We start from the raw sequence: 25,653 nt of genomic DNA, 5'->3' as shown, positions 1-25,653 counted from the left end.
CAAATTTTAACGTCGAGTTGGTCTACTCCGCAGCAGAATCGGGTTAAGCTGAACCGGTTATCACAGCAAGACAGGTCCTTCTGTACACTACACAGAGGCCTCCGCGCTCACATTTCCCTCCGTCTACCAAGGCAGGTTTGATCAACAAGATGGCTGCGAATGGCAAGAAGATTCTGATGCTCGTTGGCGATTTCGTGGAAGACTACGAAGCAATGGTGCCCTACCAAATGCTCCTCATGCTCGGGCACAAGGTGGCTACCGCCTGCCCCGGGAAGAGCCCTGGTGACACGGTCGCAACCGCCATCCACGATTTCGAGGGTCACCAAACCTACACCGAAAAGCCCGGGCACCGCTTCGCGATCAACTCCGATTTCGCCACCGTCGACCCTGCTGACTTTGACGCGATTATCATTCCCGGTGGCCGCGCGCCGGAATATCTGAGGCTCGATAACGCGGTACTCGATATGGTTCGTCACTTCGCCGAAACCGCAAAACCGATCGCCGCGATCTGCCACGGCCCTCAGATTCTGGTCGCCGCGGGGATTCTCAACGACCGCGAATGCAGCAGTTATCCGGCCGTTGCCCCAGAAGTGACCGCCGCCGGCGGGCGTTACATCACGCCCGGAAAAGGCCTCGACACGGCCCACGTGGACGGAAACCTCGTCACCGCCCCCGCCTGGCCAGCCCATCCGGCATGGATACGTGAGTTCCATCAATTACTCGAATCCGTTTAGACGAAACCGAAGCCCGGGCGCAGTCAAATGAACCTTCCCGAACCTGATCGCCCGAATGGCCCAAGTACCGGCAACAACGAAGCCCCCGTTGCCGCCAGCGATCAACATCGGGCGGTCATTCTGCACGAACTGGTTCGCGTCCGCCGACAAGCCGAAGCCGCACGTCTGGAAGCAAAAGCATCGCGACTCGACGCCTCCGCCGAGCAGCTACAGTCGCTGCTCAACCGCATCGACGCGGGAGAACCGATCCCGGCGGCAAAATTGGCCGAGTTGGGTCTCGATGATTCCTCAATAGAAAAAGCGGCCACCAACGTCGAACCACCATCGGAATTAACGGTTCCACCGCGAGACGACTCCTCTCCGAAAAACCTGCAGCCAAAAAACCTGCCGCCCAGCGAGATACATACGAACCACCGATTCGACAGTTGGGACGCGGTCCGTGTTGCTCGACAACGTTCGACCCCCGAAGTTCGATTCGACGCGAAACACACATCCGTCAAACGCCCACGAATGCTGGCGGCTATCGAAACTCAGCCCGACGCAGATTCGCCGCAAATCATTGCCGATCGAGACTCCCTCGAAGACCCCCAATCACTTGGCGTCACACAGTCGCCAGACACCACGCAGTTGCCCGGCACCACACAGTCGCCCGGCACCACATCGCCAACAGCCTCCCCTGAGACGACCGACAAAGAAAGCTCGTACGAAGACGTCGCGTCGTCGCCGGAAACCGATGAACCCGAGATTCCGTTCACGACTGCCGTCGCCGAACCTTTGCCACCGAGCGACGTGCAACTCAGCGAAGATGAAGACGCTCCGCCACGCCGCCGCAATTCGCTCGCCGTGATGGTCAGTGCCGCCGTGCACGCCATCATTTTCATCTGCCTAGCCGGTTTTACGCTCTCCAACGTGGTGCCCAAAGACCAAGTCGCCATATCGGCGTCGGTCACTGAGGTCAGTGAACAGGCCATGGAAACGTTTCAAATCGAAACGGTTCAACCTGAAACCGACCCCTCCGAATCCACGCCCGACGAAACTCAATACGAGATCGATCCGATGGGCGAGATGGCCATGGTCGAGGTCACTCCCAAAGTCGATGGTTTGACCACTCCGGCATCACCCGCAACTCAACTGTTCCAGAAGCCGCAGAAAACTACAACGACGAACCTGAAATCACTCAAATCCGACTCGCAAAAGAAGATGCAGTTCTGCGGCGTCGAAGGCGGAGGCAATCACTTTGTGTATCTCGTCGACAGCTCAAAAAGCATGGGTGACGCTTTTATCTCGGCGCGGAGAGCGCTGCTCGAATCGATCGACATGCTCGGCGCCGAACAACGTTTCTACGTGATCTTTTACGACACCAAGTGCGACTACATGCGGATCACGCGAGCCGACCAAGATGAACCTCGCAGTGTTTACGCAACCACCGAAAACAAACAGCGTCTCAAGAGCTGGGCGATGCGAATCGAAATGGATCGCGGGAAAGCTCCCTACGAACCCTTAACCTACGCACTCAACGATCTCAAACCCGACGTCATCTTCTTGCTTTCTGACGGTGAATTCCCGGCTCGAATCGAAGAACTCCTGCAAGAAGAAAATCGGGTCACCAATCTTTTCGGCGAGAGTAATCCGGTCAGTATCATCCACACGATCAGCTACTACAGCCGCGAAGGCGAAAACCGAATGCGAAGCATCGCGGAAAATCACTTCGGTCAATATCGCCACGTCCCCAAACCGTGACACCACACTCGTGGCACCGCGACTGGATCAGGGATCGAATGAAACGCCCTATCCTGCGACGTCAGTTTTGGGGATCGACCGGGATATCAAAGTCGCCTGTCAAATCGCGGTAGAAACAGTGTATGTGATTCGCCGGATTGCCAGCCGGATCGGACTGCGTGTTGACAAACTCGATCAGAAAACTCTTTCCGGTAACACGGTAGTAGTGACCGATGCCGGGTTCCAACGCACCTGCCCACGCGAATCGCACGCCCTCCCATCCGTCACTTTCGATCTTTGCCCGTCGCTCTTGCGCAACCCGCTCGGCTGCGATGTCGGTGTAGGTCGTTACGAGGTCCTGCAATAGATCTTTCTGCGACTGGTTGAGTTTCGCGTAAGAGATTCCTACCGGCTTGGTCACCTCGGGCTGCGGCTTTCCTGCGAACCGGACTTCCGAAGGCGCCTCGCTGGCGATCACCGCGGCGTCTTTCTGTTCCTCGGACATGGAATGAATGAGTTTAAAACCGAGCTGCTCTTCACGACTTAGAACGGCTGTCCCCTTTCCGAGCGTCACGGTTGTTTCCTGCATCACCGTCGCGGGATTCGAAGCAAGGAACTGAGGCGTACTGTCGAGTACCGAATTGCCGCGACAGACAAAATTGAGCGAGAGGTGGTGACCTTCGAAGCTCAGCCCCCATCGATCATCCCGGGATTCGCTTTCGTCACCGTCCGCTGTACTGCCACCGTCACCCGCTCGGCCGCTCGGGTCGCCGAACAAAGTCACGAAGTACCGCTGAGGATTTCGTTCCCAACGACCTTTGCCTTGCTCCATCTTATTGAGAACTTCCTCGAGCAACATGATCCGGTTCACTTTGCCGTACCCCGCTTCGCTCAACGCGGCACGCAACAAACGCAACGCCGCGGTCCGCTGGGCATCGTTCATGTCGCCGATCATCAAACCTTTGCGTTCGTCCTTCGGGATGAAGTGCCATCCGACGCGAGTGGGTGAATCGAAGTCCTTCATCGTGAGCCCGCGTTGCGACTCGTCGAGCGTCTCGAGGTAGGCCTCGGCAAACGTTTGCATCTGTTCCGCGGGCGTCTGACCGAGCTTCAATCCGACAACGGCGACACCGATCACCCCAACGAGAATGATCGCGATCAAACGAGACAGAGGAACGGATTGATTCCGCGGTGTTTTTTTCATCAGGCGGGGGCTCTTCATCAGGCGGGGGCTCTTCATCAGGCGGGGGCTCTTCATCAGGCGGGGGCTCTTCATCAGGCGGGGGCTCTTCATCAGGCGGGGGCTCTTCATCGGGCGGGGGCTCAGCAAAAGGCGGGAGTTCGGGGAGGCGAGAAAGCAGTGAGGAAACGCGAAGCCTCAGCCTCGGTTGCCCGCATTCTAGCTCATCCGAACGACGCGAACACACGATACGGCGCCCAACGCCCTTCCTTTCGGCGCAATACCGCAGCCAACTTCCCATCCACATCGACTCCGATGCACTCTTCAGGCGGCCCCTCGGTCTGTCCGTGTTCACCATACGGTTTCGTAGGTGTCTCGGCACGAAAACCCGCGGACGCAAGATCAGCCTCGCTGGGTTGTGTCGGCATTCCGTCAACCGGCAACCCGTTGCGGGCACGACCCGTCTGTTCTGCATCGAGGTGCAGATGAGGCAGATGCTTCAGCCCCGACATCGGATCACGGATGCAACTCATCAGGGACTCGATTCCGTCCATTGGCGACAAACCTTCCTGCAACTGGGTCAGGTTTGGCGGAGGAGGATCATTCGGTGGAACTTGGGCAATCGCGTCTTCGATTTCATAGGGACCAACCGCCGTACGAGTCAGGCCCGTCATCACCGCGACGCTGCCGCAGCGTCGCGCGATGTCCATCCCGAGCGTTCGCAGATAGGTACCCGAACCACATCGAACATCCACAACGAGGTTCGGGTACTCGTAGCCAACGATCCGAATCTCATCGATCCATACCCGCCGCGTCGGCATCGCGACGTCTTCGCCCTCGCGGGCTCGTTCATGGGCTCGCTTACCGTCAACCCAAATCGCCGAGTGCGCCGGAGGGACCTGATCGATCCAACCGTGCATCCCATCGACGGCGTCCTGAATCTCGGCGGCAGAGGGCTCGGGGGCATTTGCCATCGGTGTGGTCGGCTCCTCGAGGTCCCCCGAAACGCTCGAAAGCCCCAACTCGAAACGCGCCAGGTATCGCTTCGAATGCTGTAGCATCCAGGGCGTCAAACGAGCCCCCGCACCAACCGCGACCACGACCAACCCATCAGCCAACGGGTCGAGCGTTCCGGTGTGCCCCACCTTGAGTTTGCGTTGATTCATCTCGCGGCGGAGACGCCGCTGCACACGATTGACCAGATCGCGCGAGGTCATCCCGACCGGCTTAACGTACGGAAGGAAACCAAAAGGTGTTGGCGATGAAGTGGGGTTCATCCGCGGAAGGAGGGTTTGAGCGTTCGAAGAAAGAGAGCCGACATCGCCGCCAAGATGGCTTCCACAACAATAAACATCAGCCGCGCGGCGATAACCGCTAGCAATGCTTGTGTTTCGCCGATCAGCGGCACGAGAACCAACAACGTGACATACTCACGCACTCCCGCACCACCGGGCAGTAAAGAAGCAAAGCCGATCACCATCCCCAACGCAATGGACGCCGTCGCCATCGGGGCGATCACTTGCATTGGCGGTTGGGGATCAAACGACGGGATCGCGGTTATCAAAACAGCAAACGAGAAACCGATCAACAACCAGGACAGCAGATTGCAGAGACTGCATTCCGCTAACAATCCCCATGTGATCGGAGAGCCGAACGTTTCCTCCGCCGATGCATCGTTTCCCTCGGAGGTGTTGATTTTCTCAGACACCTTCTCGTCGTTGAAAATGCCTGGCCCCTTTCGTTTCCTGCGGGCGGCGATAAACCCGAGCAGACGTCGCAGCACTGGCGGACAGAGCGGAATCATGGAACCGACCGCCATGCCCGCGGCGCACCAACGGACCCAGGTCGGCAGACTCGAATTCCACAGCAAACATCCTGCGACGGCCCCACCAACTCCCATCATCAACAACGTCTCAAAAAAGACGCAGGTCACCACGCGACCGACCGGACGAGGCTTGCCCGAGAGTTTCTCACCCTCGTCATGATTGGTGGTGTTGCCCGTCGCGGCAGCGGCAACCGGTTTGCCTTTGCCCGCGATCGGCAAGACAGCATCCACCCGCAAGAAGACCACCATTGCTTTGCCAGGGATGTACTTCCCGGCGTGCCCGATTAATTGCGCGGCGACCGCACGAGGGAGCGAGCACTCCACCGAGAACCCGTTCAAACATCGATAGAGAACCCAACCTGACGGTAACAGGCCGAGTGCGTAAAAAAACGCCGACGCTGCGACGCGCCCCCAGCGAACGCTTGCCAGCGACGCGACGGACGCCTCGCGGGCGTCCGCTTCTCGCATCCACTCCGCCGCGACCTCCGGGTCGTGATGGTTCGCGGCTTCGCTACGAAGTTCCAAGACCTTCGCATTCAACGCGGAGGTTTCCCTCCGCCAACGATTCATTGCTTTGTTCGCTGCACCGATCAACCCGATCAGCACGATCAGAAAAACGACTCTCTTGATCCACGCGAGCCAAGGCACCAACGGACTAGTTGTCCGCGAGCGGTTCTTTCTTCTCGGTGATCACTTCGCAATTTTCCGATTCGGTGGCGTTGATCTCGATATACTTCTGCCACTCTTCAGGAAGATTATCTTCGTGGAAAATCGCCTCTACCGGACACTCGGGCACACATGCCTCGCAGTCGATGCACTCCTCTGGGTGGATATACAACATCTTCTCGCCCTCATAGAAACACTCCACAGGACAAACAACAACGCAATCGGTGTACTTGCATCCCACGCAGGGTTCGGCGACGACGTGCATAACTCTTACCTTTTAAAACTTTGAAGAAAACGCCTTCTGGTTGTGCAACCATTGACGAGTGTCTCGTCGAGTATCGGCCTACCGGACCGAGAACTTTCGCGTAAAACGCGCTGCTCGATCCGCGAAGACGAAACTGGCTTCAACCGACAATGCCCCATTTTGCCTATTTGACAAGCGTCAGCAAACCGCCCAACAACTAAAATTCGCTTTTACCGCCATACTTTTCCCGTTCTCTCATCTCCCCACAACGAAAACCGACCAAGTGAGCTCCTCCCCCAGCCCTTCCGCCGACCCATCAACACCATCCGATTCCGCAGGCGGTCGCCAATCCGAAACCGGCGGGTCGTCACCGGCAGTTTACCGAACGAAACCCAATCGCCACTTCCCGTTTCTCGCCCGGCACCCCTGGGTTCTCGCAAACACGCTCGCCGACGCGCCAAAGCAAACCTCCAAGAAGACAGCATCCGCGAAAACAGGTTCACCGGATTCCGATCCACCCGGCGGCCAACACCAAGACGCTCAAGCAGCCTCTGAACCTGTGCACGCAGATCCCGAGCACGCAAAACAGCAGCAAACAGAACCACGAGATCCCGGGCAGCCGATCGATTTGCTCGACCATGACGGCAACTGGATCGGCCGCGGGCTCGCCAACCCGGCGAGTCGTCTTCGCTTGCGACTCTACAGCTTCTCGCGTGACGAACCCGTCGACGATGCCCTCTTCGCGAAACGCATCGACGAGGCGGTCGCCCGGCGTCGGCTCGCCACTCCCGCAAATCCTCCCGCCGGCGCGGCAGCGGCAGAAGACGGCACGGCTGAAAACGCCCAGATGCCTATCGGCCTTCCGCAAAAAGGCGAACGGCTGATCTTCAGCGAAGCGGACCGCCTGAGTGGACTCATTGTCGATCGCTACGCCGATTGCCTGAGCGTACAGTTTACCGCGGCGGCGTTGCTCTCGCGGGGGCCGTTCCTGATCGACGAAGTCCTCGCGGCGGCAGAGAAATACGGGACCCCATGCCGCCGCGTGGTCGCACGAATGGATGCCGCCACGGCCAAACACGAAGCGGTTTCGCCCGAACAAATCGCCGAGGTCGAGTCATGGAGCCGGGGCATCGATACAGCCCCATCGCCCACCAACTTATCGGCCCCCAACCCATCCGACCCGAGCTCATCCGATGCGGAACAAGATCCCGAATCATCGAACCATACTGTTTGGTATTGGCACAACGATTTGAAGATGGCGATTGATCTGCGTGACGGGCAGAAAACCGGCGGATACTTGGACCAACAAGCCAACCACGCCGAAGCAGCTCGCTATATGAAAGGCAAGCGGGTTCTGGACATCTGTACCTACACCGGAGGATTCGCGTTGGCCGCGGCGCGTGCGGGAGCGAGCGAAGTCATCGGCGTCGACAGCAGCGAAAAAGCACTGCAGATGGCCCGACGAAACGCAGACGCCAACTCCCTATCGCACGTCCAATTCGAACGCGCGGATTGTTTCGACGACCTGAAACAACGTCACGAGCGCGGCGAATTCTTTGACGCCGTCGTGCTCGACCCGCCACGTTTTGCGGGATCACGACGCCAAGTCGACTCGGCACTGAGGGCTTATGCGCGTTTGAACATGTCCGCGGTCAATCTGCTCCAACCCGGTGGACTGTTGGTCACCTGCAGTTGTTCGGGGCACGTCTCGCGGGCCGATTTTTTGAATATGTTGGCGGATGTTGGACGAAAACGCAGGCGAGACATTATTATTCTACAGTCACGCGGCCCCGCTTCCGACCATCCCCTTGCGGTGTCCTGCCCCGAAAGCGATTACTTGAAATGCGTAATCGCACAAGTTCACTGAGTCGCAGCGCATCAGTTTGGGCTATCCTGTAAATTAAATTTCAATTGCCTGCGGTCAGTCCACTCATTTTTCGCATTACTAGATTATGCAGGCAGGATGTGCAAACTTCGGACTCCTGTCGATTTTGCCCGCTTTACTCCCAATAATCTCGATCGAGGCTCTCGGTGACGAATGTAACGATCAAAGTTCTGCACGGGTCAGATCGCGGCAAGGTGTTTGAAGACGTCGATACTCCGCTGACGATCGGGCGCGAGGAAGGCAACGACATCCAACTCAACGACGAACGAGTCAGTCGCTGCCATCTGAAAATCCAGCGGGACAACGACCGCCTCGTGTTGACGGACCTCGACAGCACGAACGGTACAAAGGTCAATGGCGCCGAATGCCAATTGAAAATCCTTCGGCACGGAGATTTGATCGCCGTGGGCCGCAGTTTGTTGCTGCTCGGGTCGGAAGAGCAAATCGCCGAAAGGCTGCGATTGATGGGCGGTGGCAGCGGTTCGCAAAGCCGCGACATCAAATCGTCCGATGAATCGATCGCCGTCGAACTGCATCAGGAACCCGAAAGCCCTCTCCCGGTGGAAGCCCTGCAGGTCGACGAATTGCCCGCGATTCCCGACAGTTTGACGCCGGGGCAGAAGGCGCAGCTTTGCGAGATCCTAGACTATCTGCAAAACCGACTCGAACGGTTGATCGAGACGGCGGAGACGGATGAATCGACGGAACAGGTTTTGCTAAAACAGTCCGCGTGGCAACGTCTGCTCGACGTCCAATCGCGATTGGCAACGCTCAATCGATCGATCACCGATCCTCAATGGCCATGACTGTTTCGCTTTGACAAACACAACCACCCCTCCCTATTCCGCAGCCCCGCCCCAAAACACATCGGGGGCAAACAACTCCCAACGCGGCGCCATGCCCGAAAAACACGCTGGGCCGGTTGCGTCCGAAGTTGGCTCATCTGGGGTCGACCCATCTGAGGGCGGATGCGAAGACGAGACGTATCAGGAATATCGGGCTCGGGGTGAGAACAAGACTGCCCTCATCGTTCCACCACTGAGCGATGCTGAACTGCTGCTCAAGAACAATCTTTCGTCGAGCACGTCGTCGAGCACCCTGCCCCGACCGTCGGCAGCCCAAGATTTATCATCGAATGGCTCGAATTCTGATTTTTGGGATTCGCTACGCGACCAAGCCCGATCGCAGTTATTGAGCGATTCGCGTCGGTACACGTCTGCCTACCGGGACCTTCCGCCAACGTCTCCGACCCCGGACTCGCAATCGACTCCGGCCCCCCCATCGACTCCGGCCCGCCAATCATCGCGGCCCTTCCAAACGACGCGGCCGAGCGACTCGGCAACGGCGAGCACGGATGTCGACTCCGCTTGCATCCCGATCGTGATGGCAGGTCACCAACCAACCTTATTTCACCCGGGTGTTTGGTTCAAAAATTATGCGCTCGATCGAATCGCACGCGATACCGGGGCCCATGCGATCAACCTGGTCATCGACAACGATGTGGCCGCGAGTCGATCGATCCGCGTTCCGGTTCGCGACGCATTGGGACGCGTTCGATATCAAACCGTCAGCTACGACGTTGGCGGCGCCGGGATCCCGTTCGAACAGGCAAAGATCCGCGATCTGCGCCAATTCGATCGCTTCGACGCTGAGGTCCGCCGGACCATCGCCCCGCTCGTTTCCGACCCATCCATCAGTCGCGTTTGGCCGCACGCCCGCGCCGCCATTCGTCGTTGCGAAATTGCCGGATGTGCTCTCGCGCAGGCCCGTCATGCCCTCGAAGGCGAACTCGGTTGGGAAACGCTCGAGATTCCCCTCGGCGTCGCTGTCCGTGGCTGGCCGTTTGCTCGGTTCGTGATGGAAATCGCCGATCAAGCAGAAGGATTCCGGCAGGTCTACAACGACGCCGCTGACCACTATCGGGCCTGGCACGGCATCCGCAGCAATGCCCACCCGGTCCCCAATCTCGCCCGCGACGGCGATTGGTTTGAACTGCCGCTATGGGTCTACGGGAACGACAATCCGGTTCGTCGGCCGGTTTGGGCGCGGCGCATCGGCAACCAACTCGAATTGAGCGATCGCGAATCATCGAACTCCGCTGCGGCCCTGGTGCGATTGCCGGCCGACAACCGAGACGCCGCCGCAGCCGTGCTCGCCGACGCTGCGTCACCCGAGTTCAAACTCCGCCCCAGAGCGCTCGTCACAACGATGTTCGCCCGACTCGTGCTGAGCGACCTGTTCATCCACGGGATTGGGGGCGGAAAGTACGATCAATTGGCCGATCGGATCATCTGTCAGTTCTTCCAACAACGTCCCCCCGCCTTCGAAGTGGTCTCGGCAACCGTCCGCCTGCCCGGACAAGATCGCGATCCATCCCTGCCGCTGAAGGCAGAGAAACTCCACCGCCAAATTCGAGACACGCGGTACCACGGCGAAAAATGGCTCCTCACGCGAAGCGGCGAGCAAAGCCCGTTGGTTCAACGCAAGAAGACGCTACTCGACAACATGCCTCCGAAAGGACAACGCAGCGAGTGGCACCACGAGATGGACAGCCTCAATTCAGCCATCGCGGCAGAATTGGAAACCGAACGTCAAAATCTACAAGCCTCACTGCAAAGACTCCGGTTGAAACAAACCGAAGAACAGATTCTCGCCAGCCGAGAACTCTCATTTTGCTTGTTCCCGATCGAAGAATTGACGTCCGCCTTCGAGCAAATGCTGCAATAGCTCGCGATTGGCGTTGCCGAACGTGGAGAATTCGCTATTCTGCGGGGCCAAAAATCAAAATCCCTAACAATCGCCCATCTTCCGAAGAAATCTCTCATGAAGGTCGTTAGTAGTATTGGCGCTTTGAAATACCGCCACCCTGATTGCCAGGTCGTGAAACGCCGCGGCCGAATTTATGTGATCTGCAAAAGCAATCCGAAATTCAAGGTCCGCCAAGGCGGGGCAAAAATCAAAAAACGTCGCCGATAAAGGCGTTCTCTATTGGCGAATGGGGTTCCTTGGCTACTCTTAGGTACACGCGTATATCGCGGTTGAACCTAGTTTTCTGCCGAGCATTGCGATTCCACGGTGTTGCCCGACGTTTCCTCCGAACCCCCGCCTGATTTAGGCAAAGCTCGATCGCCCATCGATCAACCCGATGGTGATCGATTTTTCATGCGCGAATCGGACAATAACGCGGACGCCTCGAGCTCCTTGGACCCAATCGACGAGATCAACTCCGCGGAGGAACTCGTCATTTCCGTCCATGAGTTCGATCAACTCTCGGCCGAAACGCTAGAAAGTTGGGAACATCGCCGGAGCCAGGATTCTCGGTGGAGCCAGCCTTTCTTCGCCTCGCGTTTCTCCTCTGCGGTGCATCGAGCGCGGGGCGACGTGTTGGTGGCGGTCATCGCCCACCGGTTGCCCGGAAAACCTGATCGTCCGGTCGGCTTTCTCCCATTTCACCGAGTCGGCCGCATCGGCGTTCCCGCCGGCAGGTTCCTCAACGACGCCCAAAACGTCATCGGCCTTCCGCCCCATCTCGTTGATTGGGAGGCGCTTCTGCGGGCATGCGACGTCGTCGCGTTCGACCTGCATGCAATCGTGCACCCGTCGGATCAGTGGGTGGACAAGTACCATCTCAACAGTATCGGAGCGTACCGGGCTGACTTTGCGGGCGACTCCGAGCAGTACTTGCAGACCCTGTGCAGGGATCACCGAACGATTGCCAAACAGGGCCAGAAAACTCGTAAACTCGGCCGCGAAATCGGGGACATTCGATTGGAAGTCGACTGCCGTTCGCCGGAGGTGCTCGCTCAAACGATCGCGTGGAAACGGTCGCAGTATCAACGCACTCACATCCTCGATCTGTTCCTACCCGAATGGACCCGGTGCATGGTGGATGTCCTCCACGGCGGGAAGGAACGCGGTGCGATGGCCGACCTTTCCGACGCTCCGCTCGGTGGGCTCCTTTCTGTGTTGTGGGCAGGGGACCAAATCGTTGCCGCCCACTACGGGATGATCGAAAAGGGCCAACTCCACTATTGGTTCCCAACCTACGACCCGCAATACGCGAGATACTCACCCGGAACCGCCCTTTTCACCGAACTCGTTCGTGCCTCCACGAAGTACGGCGTCGACAGCATCGACATGGGCTATGGCGAACAACCGTACAAGCAAAAGCAAACCGCCACGACGACCGACGTTGCCTGCGGGACGATCACGAACTCACGTTGGCATCGCCTAACGCACTCGGCGTCCAATACGCTTTCGCAGTACGCCAAGCGGATCCCAATGAAAGAAAAGGTCAAGAAAGCGTGGCGGTCGATCCATCCGACCGCCGGGATCAAAAAACTCGGCTAGAAACCGTTCTCAATCAGGTCCAACGAAACTTTCGCCGCAGACGAGTGTTTTAAAGGAGTTGCACGATCTCGCGAGGGTGTCCAACGGCACACGCATCTTTCAATTTGCGCCGCGAGAAGTACATCGGCGATGCCCTTACAACCCCTTTCTGAGGACCTAATCATGAAAAAACACTTCGTTATCGTCACCGCAGCGATCCTCGCATGCAATCTCGTGGCGGATCTCCCGTTGACCTCCATTGCATCGGCGCAACCCCCAGGGGGCGGTGAACGTGAGGGTGGCCGCGGTCAACGTGGCGGCGGAATGCGGGGCGGCGGAGGTTTTGGCGGCGGTGGCGGCATGCGTGGCGGTGGAGCACGAGGAGGTGACCCAGCGATGGCATTGCTGCGATCGCCAGAAGTCCGCGAGCACCTGAAACTCGAACCCGAGCAAGAAGAAGGCCTACGCAAACTCGAAGAACGCATTCGCGAGGAACCTCGTAGTGGCGGCGCACGTGACTTCGATTTCCGCAACGCGAGCCAAGAAGAACGCGCCGAATACTTCAGCAAAATGCAGGAAGAACAAAAAGAGCAATCCGCGAAACACCGCGAACTGCTCGGAGAAGTCCTCGACTTTTACCAAATGGAACGACTCGATGAGCTCGTTCTCCAACGTCGCGGTCTCGTCGCTCTCGGAGACACCGAGATCCAAGACGCACTCAAGATGTCAAAAGAACAACGCGAAAAACTGCAAACAGTTCGCTCTGAACAAGAAGAAAAGATGCGCGAGCGGATGCGGACCCTCATGCAGTCGGGCGACCGCAACGGCATGCGTGAAAAGATGGAAGAGATCCGCGAAGAAATCGAACAAGACGTGATGGCGGTCCTGACGTCGGAGCAAAAAGCCGAGTTCGAAGAAATGAAGGGCGAGCCCTTCGACTTCGGTGACATGGGCGGCCGCGGCGGACGTGGTGGCGACATGCGAGGAGGACGCGGCGGTGAAGGTCGTGGCGGTCGCGGTGGCGATGCACGCGGAGGCCGTGGCGGTCGAGGTGGTGAAGGTCGCGGCGGCGAAGGCCGAGGCGGTCGAGGAAACCGACCGAGTTCCGAAGAAGAAGTCTAAACACTCTTCGTCAACGACGCCTCACGCGTTCGATCAATCCGACAACCATTCATTCGGTCGACAATAACCGGTCGACCAATGAATGAACGTTGTCGCGAAATCCAGACAACGTCGAGTCAGACAACACTTCAGAGCGATCGCTATTCATGATCGCTGCTGCCAACGGCTTGTGCTGTTTCCAATCTTCGAGGGTGAATCCTCGGATGTCGACATAAACGTCTCGCAAATCGCTGGTCACTTTGGGCACCATGAAAACGCCGTCCTGACCGCGAACGAGGTGATAGTGCATCGCCCCGTACATTAGCGCCGCACCTAAGAAGAGACCAAAGAAAAAGCGGGACATTGATGTCGTTCCTTCAAAAATTCTGACACGCCACTGTTGTTCTGTCGTCGGTCGTGCACCCGCGCGACCGACCCGACAGACTATCCTTGGCGGCACCAGCGGCAAAGGCAAGCCGCCTTCGGGCTACCTCATCCAATGATCGCCGAACCCGAGCGAACTCCGCACCTGTCTCGGGTCGATCAAAAAGTCCGCCACTCGCCCTCGGTCGCGTGAAAAGCGGGGCAAAAATCGGACACTCAACCATGCCCCCACGACCGCTGCACCGGCCATCCACAGCCCACACGCCATGGGTGATTGCGTAATCTCAACACCACCAAAAACGGATGCGGCCAATAAGACCGGCCCCCCGATCAACTCCGTCCCGACGATCATTCCCATCATCGTCTTCAACAAAACTTCGGCCCGGCTCTGCACCTTCCTCCGTGGGACCACCCCCCCACGAACCGCACGCCACTTCGACCGGACAGTTTGAACACGCATGCCGCGTCTCCTCATTAATACTCCGAAACACCGCTCGTTGAACCGCAATGACGATTCAAACCTAACCGGGATTCTGTTCGGGCTTCAGAGCGACTCCAGATTCAAAACCCGGGTCTTGAGGCAGCGATTCCTGTGCCAACGATATTACAAAAGCTCACCAGCGGCATCATCGACGTAGAACGTCACGTCACCTTCATCGATATAAGAGGCCGGATAGGTTTCGAACTCGCCTTTGTGATGAATCACGTCCGCGAGCACCGCTTTCTTGCCCGCACCGGTCACTAAGAAGACCGTCTTCTTGGCGGCTTTGATGACAGGCCCGGTCATCGTGATCCGAGTTTGCCCGGAGACAGGATGCTGAGCCACCTCGCAAATCTCGGTGGACGTGAGCAGCTCTCGTTGGTGTGGAAAGATCGACGCCGTATGCCCGTCATCGCCCATTCCCAACAACATCAAGTCGAACTGTGGCAAACCGTTCGCTCCCAACGCCACAACCGAACGAATCTCATCTTCGTACCGGAATCGCTCCTCCTGCGGGTCGGCTTCCCCGAGCACGCGATGGATGTTCTCCGGAGGAACCGGAACCTTGTCAAAGAGCAACTCTTTGGCGACACCGTAGTTGCTCTCAGGGTCGCCCGGCGGGACACAACGTTCATCTCCCCAATAGAAATGCAAACGCGACCAATCGATCACATCCGCGTACTGTTCTGCCCAAAGCTTGAACAGAATCTTGGGTGTGCTACCACCCGACAACGCGATGCTGATTTTGTCGTGCGTCTGCCGCGCAGACCAATCCGCAAAGTCCTTTGCAAACTCCGCAGCCAACGTGGGCGGGTCCGATACACGCTTCGTCTGAACAGTCATGATTCTATCTGGCTACGAGTTAAGTAGGTTTGGCGTCCGTCTATCGGCGAGCCATCCGAAAGGATAAGAACCGGTCCGACAACCGCGGCAAATTGATTCGCCGGCGAGCGTTAGCTCCCCTCGCCATGCGTTTGCCGCGGCGAACGACGATCGGCTGAAGAGTTTTCGATCGGTTCTTAGTGCAACAAGAAAGCGTTCAGCGACCAACCGGTGTCGGTCGTCTCGACGTAGCTGGACGCATTTTTGAAGAAGTTCTTTACCTCGGAATACGGTGGCCACTTCGATGCGTTGGGGCGTTCAATCTCTTCCTGCTCGTCGGCTTGGAACAACCTGCGAATGATCGTGGCCAACACCGAATCGTTGTCTCGCAATTCACCGCGCCGCTGCAGTTCATACTTCGCTTGCAACGATTCGCGGAGTCGCACAACACGCTGGATCGACGGCTGCTTTCCGCCAAAGTCCTGCGTCTTTTTGAGCAACTCTACGATTTCGGGTTGTTCATGCAGACCATCGCCTGCTCCGGATTGGATACGCGTCGCAACTTCGACGAGGAAATCAACATGACTCGAAAACATGAGATAAGGCTTATCAGATCCAGGCCCCTTTCCAACCATGGCGATTGCCCACGTGTCGAGAAGTGGTGGTTGTTCCTCTTGCATGTCCTCATCGCTTCCGAAGTCATCGAAGAAGGCCTCTTCTTCAATCTCACCTTCACCGCGTTGGACTTTCCAAATGTCCACACCTTCAACGGCTTCCACTAACAGCACGTCGGGTTCGACTTCCATCGCCTTCTCGATCGCGTTGGCAATCACATCTTGGTCGATCACTTCAATCGCAACCAACAGACGCTCCGAATCCACCGTAATCGGCTCGGTGTTATCGGTCAGCAACAACAGATGCTCGCCGAGATTCGGCATCACGTTTTTCTCGATGTCGATCTGCGGGCCTTCTTCGTCATCGCGAATCCCAGCGATCGTGGGACGAAAAATCTTATCGTTGAACGCTTCGTTCACTAACGATTCGAGCGCCCAGAACGCCTCTTCCATCTTCCAATTCATTTGCGTTACCGAGGCAGTGGATTTTGGAATCCATCCCGGTAACTCTTGGAGGTTTCCGTTTGGGAACTGCAAAACTCGTGCAGCCAAACGATATCGATCCGGTTGATCGGTAACCGGTGGAGCGTGAACGTATCCGCGGTGCAACAGATCGAATTCATCCTGACGGACAACAACCGTTCCACCCATCGCCTGTATCGCATCAAAGCCTTGGTTCTCGAGCAGGTTCAAGATCTTCACCTTGTTGCCACGATCCACCTTGGCGACGTCACGCAGGATACGTCCCATCGCCAACGGGCGTACGTACCACTGCAACGTCGAACCCGGGGTCTTGATCTCCATCCGGTCGCTGACCTGTTTGGCAACCGTTTGAAACAGGGCCGCCTGCTCGACCGAATCCGTTAATCCGTCCTGCGGAATTGCCTCGAGGATATCCATCACGACCGAATCGCGGTTCGACGCGATCACGCGATCCTCCGTAACTGAAATGACCACCTGCTCGATCTTCAACTGACCGGGCCGGGTCTTGGGCTGATAGATGCGAATCGTTTCGCCAAACTTCTCAACATCCTTGCGGGTCGCACCGTCCGCTTTCAGATCCTGATCAATTCGATCGGCAACCGCGATCGCCTTCTGATGCTTGCCGCGCGTGTCGGCGATCACACACAGACAGGATGGCCGGCGGCGATCATTCTCAAAGGGCAACCAGGCAACGACCACTTCACCGGAGGCAATCTCGTACAAATCCTTCGGTCGCACTCCGATTTTGTCACCAATTTTGCTCCAAAGAGCCCCATCGGCACCAAGGTTCGCCTCCACGAGTGGCTTCATCACGTCGTCTTGGCCGAGTTCATGAAGCGTCGTCTTTTTCCACGACTCCACCAACACCGGCATATCGGCGACCCACGCCACACCTGCCGCATCCGCAGGCAGCAGACGCAAACCGCTGAGATAGGTGTCGGCGGCTGCAGCACGATCAACACTGCCGATCGCCACAACAAAGGCGAACAGCGTGTACAAATAGTGAGTTCGGCGGTTCAGAAAAAAACGATGGATCACGTCGACGTCCGCGAAAGATTGTTTGGGGAAGTTCGTGGGCAATGCATGTTATCTCACGCATATTACCAGTGAAATGGTGCCAGCCAACCGGCACTCAATACAGAACGCATCGCACCCCTCCTCAAGGGGGAAGCTTGCTTCGTATCCATGCAAAAAGACGAGTGCGGCAACAATCGTCACCGCCTCGTCTTCGAAGGTGCACAGCGAATGATTAGCCAGCGGCAAGCCGGCTCACTCGTTTAGAACATGAAGATCGTATCGATTCCAAACGTGGTTTGTTCATCTTCGTTGTTCTCAAGGATGTTTGCTGGATTGCCGTCTACCCAGTCCCAACGGACCTCGGGTCGAACCAAAACGTTCGCATGAGGTTTGATGTTGGCACCCAAAGTCAACGCGTACATGTCAACTTCATTGTCGAACACACCCGCGGAGTCATACCACTCGAAACGTGTACCGAGAGCCAAGCAGTCGCTCATGGTGTAGATCAGGTAGTTGTTCATCCCGATCGTGTCGCGAAGAACGTTGCCTGCGGCGTCTTTGGTCCGCAGGTAATCCGATTGACCGATGTACTGGATCTTATCAGTGACGGTTACGTCTGAAACGATCGAGTGCATGTAACCACGCTCGCTATCGCCACCGTCCGGGTATGCCTTGCTGAAACGACCACCCGTCGCCGCATAGGTGAGGGTGTAGTTGTCCGTCAACGCGACCGAAGCCCCGCCTAAGAACGAATCGCCATTGTCCTCGAACCCGCTGTCCCAACCCATGGTGTATCCACCGTAGGCGGTGACGTCGTCGCCAAGGTTGTATGTGAACAACGCACCGGTGTGAGTGAACGGCTCGCTGTTGTACATCGTGTACGCGTGGCTGTAGAAGAAGTTGTCAGGAGCAGCGACAACTTCCCAACCGATGATCGTGAAGAAGTGCCCGACCTTCACGGACAAGTCTCCATAACCGGCTTCGGCGTAGACCTGTGGCAAAGCATGGCCATACCCGTTGTCGGTCGAACCATGATCCCAGTCATTGTCCCAGTGATCGTTGCTGATACCGAACGCCTGAGTGTCTTGGGCATCGGTACCGTAGACGTAGTCAATACGTCCGCCGATATCGAAACCGGAACTGGTATCGATCGCTTTCTCAGCGTAGAGCCACGCTTGATGCAGTTGATACTCATCGGGACGGTTGTTGAACAACGGCACCGCCTTGGTGTGGTAGCCGAGCTGAGCCCAACCGCCAACGGAAATTCCGTTCGCTTCACCGAACAGCGAGAATGGTTCGCCGAGGTCGCACTGACATCCGTCGAGCAAGAACCCGCCGGCGTCGTCGCATCCGCAACTCTCGTCGCTGCAGCAATCACCCATGTCGCAGTCGCAAGGACCACCACACCCGCAATCGGATTCGTAAATCGGAGCAGCGTCGCACTCCGACCCGCTTCCGCAGAATCCAACTTGTTGGATCTGGTTCACGTCCTGTACCGGTTGCTGATACGCGGCTTCGGAGACCAAGGCATCCTGGGCCGTCGCTGTCACGCCAACCGAACCCCAAGTCGCTGCGGCGATGCCGCCAAGGACTAACAATAATTTAGATCGTTTCGACATCATCTTTATAGGATCCTTCCCCGATGGTTCCCCCGATCTAGATGGCCGCTTCATCCCGCCCCACTCCGTCTTGCTGTCGTCCGTGCACAGCGTCTGAAGGGTCGTGCACCCCGCAAAAGAAGGATGACCGAGTGATGAAAGTCCCTAGATTTGGGATTTTAAGTTCACAACTGTCGTATCGGCCCGCATAATCGTCAAAATTAAGACCATCGTTAGGAAAAGAACGCCGCATAACGGCTTCCCACACCGAAAATGTGAAACTGTTCCGGTTACGCAGGCAATCCACCCGCGCCGCCAGGATCAGCCCTCGAGGCCCAGTTCATCGAGGATCTCACGAACCAAATCAGTACCGATCTGACGGTGCCCCTCTCCATCGGGGTTCAGGAGAATGCCCAGCTCGTCATCGAGGTAATCCAGCATCGTGCGGCCATCGACCCAAAAGCCACTAACCTCGGATTCCTCCTCGAACAAATCCGTCCGGGATTCGACAAACCGGGCCGCCTGCTCGTGGCTCGAGAACACAACCAGGTAGTCATTCCCCTCACTGCAGGCGGTCAGCGCGCCGAGGACCTCATCCGACTCCGACTCTTCGGCGAGATGGATCAGAACAAAATGACTGTGAACGATTTGTTGGGTGATCGACGCGACGTCGTGACGCAAGATCGCATCACGAAAACTCTGACCGTTCAGCTCCGATTCGGCACCCATGAAAGAACGTGACCCAAAAAAAGTTCGGCAATAGGCACTGCAACATCCGTCAGGCAGCTTCTGATGAAGGGGGAGAGGTCCGTTCCCACCGACAAATATCACGATTTCGTGCGTCGGCCCTGACAATATAACCAGTTTAGAGGAAATGCAGAAGCAATGCGTTTTGCATGCAACCGCGAGATCAATCTGGCAATAGGCCGTTTTCTTCCAGCCGAACCAACAACCGAACGATCTGCACTTGGCGAGAAAAGCCAAAATGCTCGAGAATTTTCGCCCGTCGTACCTCAATGCTGCGGCGGGTCAGTCCGACCGAGGTGGCGATTTCCCCGGTAGAGTCGCCGACGGCAATCCCTTGGCAAATCTGCCGATCAATTTCGTCGAGTTGCTGGTAGACGACCAATTGCTCGTTCAACAACCGGCCGGGGGCCGCCGACTCATTCGCCAAACGCATCACCGGACGAGAAAGACTCAACAGACAGAACGCTACCTTTTGAAAGCCGAGAACGGCCATCTTCAGCGTCGACCATCGGTACCAAGAACCGTCGGGAGAAGGCGAATCATGCTCGAACCAGACGATGCGGGCACCGCCGAGCAATACCTTGTCCGTTGTCTCATCGAGTTGGCGAATGGAACCCGATTGGAGGCGTGGTAGACGTCGCCCCAACATCGCGGGCTCCAAAGAGCAGTTCCGAGCCGCAACCGCGTTGTACCCGAGCAATACCCGATCGTTCGTGCTGACCGAGACGGAGGCGTTCAGCTCCAACGAGTCCAGATGATCGCTCAGTGCCTCAGGCACGGCCTCCCCGTCGACGCAGCGTTGAAAGATGTCAAAGTCGCCCCGCTCGCGCAGAACTCGCACGTCCTGACGAATTTCCTCGTCACAAAGAGCGACGGTTTCCGGTAACTCAATGAGTCGGGTCGTCCGGTATGACGACGAAACGGTGGTTGGCTTCGAAGATGACAAAGCGATTCCGTGGCATGATGAATATCTGCCAGAGTGCTACAGAAAATCCCCCTGTAGCAATGCCCCAACTCGTCGCGAAATGAATGCTCTCCGCAGTACGAAGCTCATCTGCATCTCGAAGGCAAAACCCCTGACACAAAACGCTCAAGTTGAGCATCTCCGATATTTGCCGTTACGGGAAGACCTTCAATCCAATAATTCATCTAGAAACGAGAAATTAATGCTCCAATCGACGGTCACCGTGGGGGCATCGCGCGGTCATCGGGGATTCCCCTATCACCCGAGCGACTTTGCGCAAAAGAACAACGCGATATCACACGTCCTCTGCCTGATTTCACGGTGATCCTTTCCCGGCCGGGAGCAACGCTGCTGCAAACAGTGTTGGGTTGAATGACAAAAAGAGTTAAACCAAACTCCCTGAACAACTGCTGCCGGCACCGGCTGTGCAGCCATAGCAATGATCCGCCATCGCGATTGGTCGGTTGACGAACTGATCGAGCGAATCGATCGTCCAGACCGTCGGCGATTCGATCGAGAGCTCGACCATCTGATTGAAATCACAATCGTAGATGCGTCCATCCCAACCGATTGAAAGCAGAGACCGACACATCACACCTGCGACGGCTGCGGGATTGAACGCATCGACCAGCATCCGTAGGTAATCGTCGTAGATTCCCTTTTTTCGCAGATACTGTGCGTATCGCCGAATCGGAATGTTTGTGATTGCCAACAAAGAATTGAACTCGATGCCGTATCGACGCCGCAGCTCACGGCGGTAATCCACCTCAAGCTTGGCTTGATCCGGAGGCAAGTGCGGCCCGGTCGGGTTGTACACCAAATCCAATCGCAACTCGCTGTCCGACTCGCATGTTTGGGCATACCCCAGTTCGTTCAATCGCTGCAGCCCTGCAATACTCCGTTCAAAAACTCCGTTGCCTCGCTGCGAATCAACGTTCTCTTCCAAATAGCAAGGCAGGGAGGCTACCACATCGACGCGTTGCTCCGCCAAGAAAGGTGCCAACCAATCATATCCCGGCTCTGAAAGGATGGTCAAATTACACCGATCAATCACCCTCAACCCCGCTGCGCGAAACGTCTTCACCATCTCCGGGAAGCAAGAGTTCATCTCCGGGGCACCGCCCGTCAGATCGACGGTTTTCAAACTCGGCGTTGCCGCGGCGAGCGAAATGATTCGCTCCGCCACATCAACCGACATGTTCTCTCGCCGCTTGGTCGGTCCCGCGTCGACATGACAATGCGTGCATGTCTGGTTGCATAACTTCCCGAGATTGATCTGCAGTTCCGTCAACTCGCGACGGAGGAATCGCTCCCCGCCGCCTCGCATGCGTTGAGAAAACGGCGTGACGTCATTCCCAGGTGATTCGTTTTCAATAATCGGCAGCACAACGTTCACCTGTTTCATTTCAACTCATCGATCCCGACCGTCGCCCATCACGCAGACAAGTTCGATCCCACGTCGGTGCGATACGCAGCCATAGCCGGGACAATCCCCGCCATCAAACTCAATACCAGCACGAAAGGCAGCAGCAACCATTCGAACTGACTTACCGAAAACAGACCAACCTGCACGCCCGTCTGTTGTTCGATAAAAGTCCCCGCGGAGTAAATCGCGACGTGTGCGAGCAACCATCCCGCCGCACCACCAATGATCGCAATGATCAAACTCTCAAAAAGGATCACCCATGTGACGCTGCCACGGCGAGCCCCCAACGCTCGCATCACGGCAATGTCGCGGCGTCGATCGTTCATCGAATTATAGATCGCCACCAATACCCCAAACGCGGCAACCACACACGTGATCAACGTGATCACCAACAACGCCGACAGCAGCGGGCCGACGATCACGGACATCAGTTTATTGATTTCACCGATCGGAGCCGCCGCCTGTGCCCGACCGCTTTCGTTGATTCGATTCTGCATCCCGGGCGCGTGCATGATGTTCCCGTTTCGCACCAGAATGGAGGTCACCTCTCGTTCTGGAATCATCAACAGCGGAGGACGTGTGTCGTCAGGATCCCGCTCGGGCAGCGTGATCACCGCGTCGTCTTCGATCGGTTTGGCATGCCCTTCGAGCAAATAAAAACCCTCGAGGTTCACAAAAACCGCACGGTCATTGGGTGTCCCCGTGGGAGCCAGAATACCGACCACGGTGAATCCTTGGCCGTGCCCTTTGCCTTCCGGATCGCCATGGGTCGGGTTCATCACATCGCCGACTTTCATTCCGGATTGGGCGGCGACCCTCGACCCCAGCACGCATTCAAAGTATTGGTTTTCTTCGTTATACGTTTCCAGAGCTCGTCCTTCGCGGAACGTGAACGGTTGGTCGACCTCGGGCCCATGACGGAGTTTTTCGAAGAAGTCCGGAATGGTTCCAACAACACGGAACTCGCCGAAATAGTCCCCCAACGCCAACGGAATCGCATAGCCGTCCCCGACGAAACCGGCATAGACGCCGTCCCTTTCGCCCAACTTCGGATCACCGCCGAATTCACGGACCATCTTCGCTCGCTCTTCCGCGGGGAAGAATTCCATGTACTCGGTGTAAGGCAGATTCTCGATCGGTTGGCTGAGGTAATAAACGCTGTTCAGGGTTAACTGCAACGCACTGCCACGCGGCCCGACCACGAGGTTGTATCCCACCGCGGCGTTGCGAACGAACGCCTCGCTGATGATGCCGTAAATCGCCATCACCATCACGACGAGCCCGACGCCGAGCATCAACGACAACGTGGTGAGGAAACTCGATAACGCGCGGTAACGGAAATTACGCCACGCGATGAACAGAAGATTCATTCGTTCAGCTCTGCTTCAGGGCGGGGATGCGGTTGATGTCTTCGAGTCGTTCGATCCGTTCGAATCGGTCCGCGACGTCCATGCTGTGGGTGACCATTAAAAGGGCAATCGATTCGCTACGACAGGAATCGATGATGAGGTCGAGCACCGAGTCCGCACTCGCCGGATCGACGTTCGCGGTCGGTTCGTCGGCGAGCAACAGCTTGGGCCGTCCCGCGAGAGCTCGTGCGATCGCAACGCGTTGCTGCTGACCGACGGACAATTGATTCGGCCGATAATTCGCCCGCTCAGCCAACCCGACACGGTCGAGCAAATCCAACGCACGCTCGCTGTCGACACGACCGCTGCCGAAAGTCATGCCTAGCTTGACGTTCTCAACCGCCGAGAAAGCAGGCAGCAAGTTAAACGTTTGAAAAACATAGCCGATCGTCGCCGCACGGAATCGGTCGCGCCCCTGCTCGCTCAACCGAGTCAACTCAATGTTATCGACTCGGATCGAACCCGATGTCGCTGACAACATCCCCGCGATCAGGTGCAACAAGGTTGTTTTGCCACCACCACTCTCGCCAATCAACGCGACTTGCTCGGCACTGGCAATCTCGAACTTGGGCACGTCGAGCACCGTCAGTTCACCGCCGCCGGGTTGCTGGAATTTTTTAATAAGGTTCTCGATCGTCAGCATTGACGGGAATCCTTGCAGGTTAGCTTCTTAGAAAGACAGTAGCAGAACAACATCAGGGGAGATTTCAATCACAGGGTTATTTCGATCATGGGCAGTCTCAACCATGCAGCAGTCTCAACCATGCGGCAGTCTTCCTACGAGAAATTCCTCCGGCGGCGAGACCCGCCCGAACCGCCCCGATCATGCGCATCCTAACGACGCCCCACGGCAAACTTAACCATGCCGCACTTAAACATGACGCACTTAAACATGACGCACCTACCCACGACGCATTGCCCGTTGCAGTCCACGGTCGGTATCGCGTTTCTTGATGGTTTCTCGCTTGTCGTGCAATTTCTTTCCTTTGACCAGACCCATCACGCACTTGGCAATGCCGCGGTCATTGAAATACACCCGCAACGGAATCAACGTGAGCCCACGCTCGTGAGCGCGTCCTGCGAATTTGTTGAATTCTTTTTGATGGACTAAAAGTTTACGAGCCCGCCGCGGGTCGTGGTTCCACAATCCCGCGTTGGAGTACTGCGCCAGGTCCGCATTGACCAGCCACAACTCCCCATCCGTCACGCGAATATGCGCCTCATCGAGCGACAGTTTGCCTTCCCGCATCGATTTGACTTCGCTCCCCCGGAGCATGATCCCGCACTCGATTGAATCGAGGATCTCATAGCGGAATTTCGCCTTCCGATTCTCGGCTACGGGCGTGGTAACGGGTGCGGGTGCCTTCGCAGACTTCGACTTCTTGCCACCTTTTTTCTTGGCCTTGGTGTCGGCTTCTTTGCGTCCGGCGGCCGTGAGGCTGGTTTTGTGCGATTTGGTTTTTGACTTCGACATGGTGCGCATTGTATCGCGAAGACGAGATTGGGAAGCGGTGGGGGCGGCGATGGTGAGATTTTGGTCTCGTGGCTACAATGGCGTCGCAGGCGTTCCCCGTGATTCGGTTCGCCTCGCCGCACCTTGCGTCCTCCGCAGAATGACACTCGTTGGAATAGATTGATCTGATGGCTTTTCGATTGCCTGTCGTTGCCGAACCTGAAATGCCCGTGGGCACCTCTGTTAGCGCCACCGGGCGATTGCCGCGTTGGCTAAAACGGCCGATCCCGAAATCGAATGCGAACCATCTGACCGACCATTTGATGGACGAACTCGGGCTCGAAACGGTTTGCGAGAACGCGAAATGCCCCAACCGCATGGAATGTTACAGCCAACAAACGGCGACATTCATGATCCTGGGAAACGTCTGTACGCGGCCTTGCGGATTTTGTGCGGTACGTCGCGGACGACCACCCGAAGCCCCCGCGGCCGATGAACCGGAACGAATCGCAAAGGCCGCCGAAAAACTCGGCCTCAAACACGTCGTCATCACCTCGGTCACTCGGGATGAT

Annotated in this window: 24 protein-coding genes; 9 read left to right on the top strand and 15 right to left on the bottom strand. The window is 57.0% G+C overall.

What is annotated here, in order from left to right:
- Positions 1–149: 149 nt before the first annotated feature.
- Together RSSM_RS11095 and RSSM_RS11090 are read left to right on the top strand one after the other, a co-directional pair.
- A complete protein-coding gene (locus RSSM_RS11095; protein ID WP_044302292.1) occupies positions 150–734 on the top strand; it encodes a DJ-1/PfpI family protein in 585 nt (194 codons plus the stop codon).
- A 27-nt stretch (positions 735–761) separates the two neighbouring features.
- Entirely contained in the window at positions 762–2,474 is a 1,713-nt protein-coding gene (locus tag RSSM_RS11090) for a vWA domain-containing protein (RefSeq protein ID WP_008678093.1), read from the top strand.
- Between the two features lie 61 nt (positions 2,475–2,535).
- On the opposite strand, the gene RSSM_RS11085 is transcribed toward RSSM_RS11090, so the two are convergent.
- The 4 genes from RSSM_RS11085 to RSSM_RS11070 all read right to left on the bottom strand — a co-directional run bounded on the left by RSSM_RS11085 (position 2,536) and on the right by RSSM_RS11070 (position 6,389).
- Entirely contained in the window at positions 2,536–3,747 is a 1,212-nt protein-coding gene (locus RSSM_RS11085; RefSeq protein ID WP_236621080.1) for a DUF3500 domain-containing protein, read from the bottom strand.
- 110 nt (positions 3,748–3,857) lie between these two features.
- On the bottom strand, positions 3,858–4,910 hold the full coding sequence (truB, locus tag RSSM_RS11080) for a tRNA pseudouridine(55) synthase TruB (RefSeq protein WP_044302283.1): 1,053 nt from the start codon (positions 4,908–4,910) through the stop codon (positions 3,858–3,860).
- A complete protein-coding gene (locus RSSM_RS11075) occupies positions 4,907–6,028 on the bottom strand; it encodes a lysylphosphatidylglycerol synthase transmembrane domain-containing protein (protein WP_236621079.1) in 1,122 nt (373 codons plus the stop codon). Before RSSM_RS11075 ends, truB begins: the two co-directional genes overlap by 4 nt.
- Before the next feature lie 85 nt (positions 6,029–6,113).
- Positions 6,114–6,389: a ferredoxin family protein gene (locus RSSM_RS11070; RefSeq protein ID WP_008678085.1), complete on the bottom strand. Its 276-nt coding sequence runs from the start codon at positions 6,387–6,389 to the stop codon at positions 6,114–6,116.
- Between the two features lie 262 nt (positions 6,390–6,651).
- Between RSSM_RS11070 and RSSM_RS11065 the strand changes: the two genes are divergently transcribed.
- From RSSM_RS11065 to RSSM_RS34255, 6 genes are all read left to right on the top strand, one after another.
- A complete protein-coding gene (locus RSSM_RS11065; protein WP_008678083.1) occupies positions 6,652–8,235 on the top strand; it encodes a class I SAM-dependent rRNA methyltransferase in 1,584 nt (527 codons plus the stop codon).
- Between the two features lie 164 nt (positions 8,236–8,399).
- Positions 8,400–9,059 (top strand): FHA domain-containing protein, encoded by a 660-nt coding sequence (locus tag RSSM_RS11060; RefSeq protein ID WP_008678081.1) that lies wholly within the window; start codon positions 8,400–8,402, stop codon positions 9,057–9,059.
- Between the two features lie 91 nt (positions 9,060–9,150).
- Complete coding sequence (locus tag RSSM_RS11055; RefSeq protein WP_008678079.1) at positions 9,151–10,980, top strand: hypothetical protein; 1,830 nt, start codon at positions 9,151–9,153, stop codon at positions 10,978–10,980.
- 96 nt (positions 10,981–11,076) lie between these two features.
- Positions 11,077–11,229, top strand: a complete 153-nt coding sequence (gene ykgO / locus RSSM_RS32430; RefSeq protein ID WP_044257420.1) for a type B 50S ribosomal protein L36 — start codon at positions 11,077–11,079, stop codon at positions 11,227–11,229.
- A gap of 186 nt (positions 11,230–11,415) precedes the next feature.
- Positions 11,416–12,603, top strand: a complete 1,188-nt coding sequence (locus RSSM_RS11050) for a GNAT family N-acetyltransferase (RefSeq protein ID WP_081613751.1) — start codon at positions 11,416–11,418, stop codon at positions 12,601–12,603.
- 162 nt (positions 12,604–12,765) lie between these two features.
- Entirely contained in the window at positions 12,766–13,704 is a 939-nt protein-coding gene (locus RSSM_RS34255; RefSeq protein ID WP_008678073.1) for a hypothetical protein, read from the top strand.
- A 49-nt stretch (positions 13,705–13,753) separates the two neighbouring features.
- On the opposite strand, the gene RSSM_RS11040 is transcribed toward RSSM_RS34255, so the two are convergent.
- The 11 genes from RSSM_RS11040 to smpB all read right to left on the bottom strand — a co-directional run bounded on the left by RSSM_RS11040 (position 13,754) and on the right by smpB (position 25,111).
- Entirely contained in the window at positions 13,754–14,047 is a 294-nt protein-coding gene (locus tag RSSM_RS11040; RefSeq protein WP_044302281.1) for a hypothetical protein, read from the bottom strand.
- Positions 14,048–14,170: 123 nt separating this feature from the next.
- Positions 14,171–14,527, bottom strand: coding sequence for a hypothetical protein (locus RSSM_RS11035; protein WP_236621078.1), 357 nt, complete (start codon positions 14,525–14,527; stop codon positions 14,171–14,173).
- Between the two features lie 144 nt (positions 14,528–14,671).
- The gene (gene pgl, locus RSSM_RS11030) at positions 14,672–15,391 is read right to left on the bottom strand and encodes a 6-phosphogluconolactonase (RefSeq protein ID WP_008678068.1); all 720 of its coding nucleotides are present in this window, start codon (positions 15,389–15,391) and stop codon (positions 14,672–14,674) included.
- Positions 15,392–15,567: 176 nt separating this feature from the next.
- Positions 15,568–17,547, bottom strand: coding sequence for a hypothetical protein (locus RSSM_RS11025; protein ID WP_008678064.1), 1,980 nt, complete (start codon positions 17,545–17,547; stop codon positions 15,568–15,570).
- 197 nt (positions 17,548–17,744) lie between these two features.
- A complete protein-coding gene (locus RSSM_RS11020; protein ID WP_008678062.1) occupies positions 17,745–19,106 on the bottom strand; it encodes a porin in 1,362 nt (453 codons plus the stop codon).
- Between the two features lie 297 nt (positions 19,107–19,403).
- Positions 19,404–19,811 (bottom strand): SseB family protein, encoded by a 408-nt coding sequence (locus RSSM_RS11015; RefSeq protein WP_008678060.1) that lies wholly within the window; start codon positions 19,809–19,811, stop codon positions 19,404–19,406.
- A 181-nt stretch (positions 19,812–19,992) separates the two neighbouring features.
- Positions 19,993–20,775 carry a helix-turn-helix domain-containing protein gene (locus RSSM_RS11010; protein ID WP_008678058.1) on the bottom strand — a complete coding sequence of 261 codons (783 nt, stop codon included), beginning with the start codon at positions 20,773–20,775 and terminating at the stop codon, positions 19,993–19,995.
- A 403-nt stretch (positions 20,776–21,178) separates the two neighbouring features.
- On the bottom strand, positions 21,179–22,189 hold the full coding sequence (gene arsS, locus RSSM_RS11005) for an arsenosugar biosynthesis radical SAM (seleno)protein ArsS (RefSeq protein ID WP_390174052.1): 1,011 nt from the start codon (positions 22,187–22,189) through the stop codon (positions 21,179–21,181).
- 38 nt (positions 22,190–22,227) lie between these two features.
- Entirely contained in the window at positions 22,228–23,589 is a 1,362-nt protein-coding gene (locus RSSM_RS11000) for an ABC transporter permease (RefSeq protein WP_008678053.1), read from the bottom strand.
- Between the two features lie 4 nt (positions 23,590–23,593).
- On the bottom strand, positions 23,594–24,271 hold the full coding sequence (locus tag RSSM_RS10995) for an ABC transporter ATP-binding protein (protein WP_008678052.1): 678 nt from the start codon (positions 24,269–24,271) through the stop codon (positions 23,594–23,596).
- Between the two features lie 258 nt (positions 24,272–24,529).
- Complete coding sequence (gene smpB / locus RSSM_RS10990) at positions 24,530–25,111, bottom strand: SsrA-binding protein SmpB (RefSeq protein ID WP_008678050.1); 582 nt, start codon at positions 25,109–25,111, stop codon at positions 24,530–24,532.
- Positions 25,112–25,269: 158 nt separating this feature from the next.
- Here smpB and RSSM_RS10985 point away from each other — a divergent pair.
- Positions 25,270–25,653 (top strand): radical SAM protein (locus RSSM_RS10985; RefSeq protein ID WP_008678047.1); only part of this gene is annotated, 384 nt, incomplete at its 3' end.

The sequence above is a fragment of the Aporhodopirellula sallentina SM41 genome, assembly GCF_000346505.1.
GTDB lineage: Bacteria > Planctomycetota > Planctomycetia > Pirellulales > Pirellulaceae > Rhodopirellula > Rhodopirellula sallentina.
Note: the sequence above shows the minus strand (reverse complement) of the source record. Positions and strands in the feature narration are given on the sequence as shown.

Excerpts from the sequence above, each read along its gene's own strand:
- pgl (WP_008678068.1), bottom strand. The coding sequence starts at position 15,391 with ATGACTGTTCAGACGAAGCGTGTATCGGACCCGCCCACGTTGGCTGCG.
- RSSM_RS11070 (WP_008678085.1), bottom strand. The coding sequence starts at position 6,389 with ATGCACGTCGTCGCCGAACCCTGCGTGGGATGCAAGTACACCGATTGC.
- RSSM_RS11075 (WP_236621079.1), bottom strand. The coding sequence starts at position 6,028 with ATGAATCGTTGGCGGAGGGAAACCTCCGCGTTGAATGCGAAGGTCTTG.
- RSSM_RS11050 (WP_081613751.1), top strand. The coding sequence starts at position 11,416 with ATGCGCGAATCGGACAATAACGCGGACGCCTCGAGCTCCTTGGACCCA.
- RSSM_RS10995 (WP_008678052.1), bottom strand. The coding sequence starts at position 24,271 with ATGCTGACGATCGAGAACCTTATTAAAAAATTCCAGCAACCCGGCGGC.
- RSSM_RS11055 (WP_008678079.1), top strand. The coding sequence starts at position 9,151 with ATGCCCGAAAAACACGCTGGGCCGGTTGCGTCCGAAGTTGGCTCATCT.
- RSSM_RS11020 (WP_008678062.1), bottom strand. The coding sequence starts at position 19,106 with ATGATGTCGAAACGATCTAAATTATTGTTAGTCCTTGGCGGCATCGCC.
- RSSM_RS11015 (WP_008678060.1), bottom strand. The coding sequence starts at position 19,811 with ATGGGTGCCGAATCGGAGCTGAACGGTCAGAGTTTTCGTGATGCGATC.
- RSSM_RS11085 (WP_236621080.1), bottom strand. The coding sequence starts at position 3,747 with ATGAAGAGCCCCCGCCTGATGAAGAGCCCCCGCCTGATGAAGAGCCCC.
- truB (WP_044302283.1), bottom strand. The coding sequence starts at position 4,910 with ATGAACCCCACTTCATCGCCAACACCTTTTGGTTTCCTTCCGTACGTT.
- RSSM_RS34255 (WP_008678073.1), top strand. The coding sequence starts at position 12,766 with ATGAAAAAACACTTCGTTATCGTCACCGCAGCGATCCTCGCATGCAAT.
- RSSM_RS11095 (WP_044302292.1), top strand. The coding sequence starts at position 150 with ATGGCTGCGAATGGCAAGAAGATTCTGATGCTCGTTGGCGATTTCGTG.
- RSSM_RS11000 (WP_008678053.1), bottom strand. The coding sequence starts at position 23,589 with ATGAATCTTCTGTTCATCGCGTGGCGTAATTTCCGTTACCGCGCGTTA.
- ykgO (WP_044257420.1), top strand. The coding sequence starts at position 11,077 with ATGAAGGTCGTTAGTAGTATTGGCGCTTTGAAATACCGCCACCCTGAT.
- RSSM_RS11090 (WP_008678093.1), top strand. The coding sequence starts at position 762 with ATGAACCTTCCCGAACCTGATCGCCCGAATGGCCCAAGTACCGGCAAC.
- smpB (WP_008678050.1), bottom strand. The coding sequence starts at position 25,111 with ATGCGCACCATGTCGAAGTCAAAAACCAAATCGCACAAAACCAGCCTC.
- RSSM_RS11035 (WP_236621078.1), bottom strand. The coding sequence starts at position 14,527 with ATGCGTGTTCAAACTGTCCGGTCGAAGTGGCGTGCGGTTCGTGGGGGG.
- RSSM_RS11040 (WP_044302281.1), bottom strand. The coding sequence starts at position 14,047 with ATGTCCCGCTTTTTCTTTGGTCTCTTCTTAGGTGCGGCGCTAATGTAC.